The sequence below is a fragment of the Mycobacterium arosiense ATCC BAA-1401 = DSM 45069 genome (assembly GCF_002086125.1).
Taxonomy (GTDB): Bacteria; Actinomycetota; Actinomycetes; order Mycobacteriales; family Mycobacteriaceae; genus Mycobacterium; species Mycobacterium arosiense.
On record NZ_MVHG01000396.1, the window covers coordinates 1 to 237 of the forward strand.

A 237-nucleotide genomic window follows, 5' to 3' on the forward strand; every position below is an offset into this window, starting at 1 on the left:
GGTCAGGCTCAGCGCATCTCCGCCGCTGCGGTAGCGCGCATGCACGCCCAGCTCGTAGGGCAAGGCGCGGGCCGGACGGATGCCCATTTCCTGCTTGGGCATGGCGGCCACCGCCGGCGGCTTCGGCTTCGGCAGCTTGATCTGGCTGGCGACGATGGCGTCGGCCTGGCTGGTGTCGGGCAGTTCGGGGAACGGCTCGTTGTTCGGGTTGGCGAAGTTGAACGCCGAGGTCAGGTC

The 237-nt window shown here is 69.2% G+C and carries 1 protein-coding gene; it reads right to left on the bottom strand.

Annotated elements, in window-relative coordinates:
• Positions 1-237, bottom strand: a 237-nt coding sequence (locus tag BST14_RS32315) for a hypothetical protein (RefSeq protein WP_245845876.1), incomplete at both ends; no start/stop codon positions are given.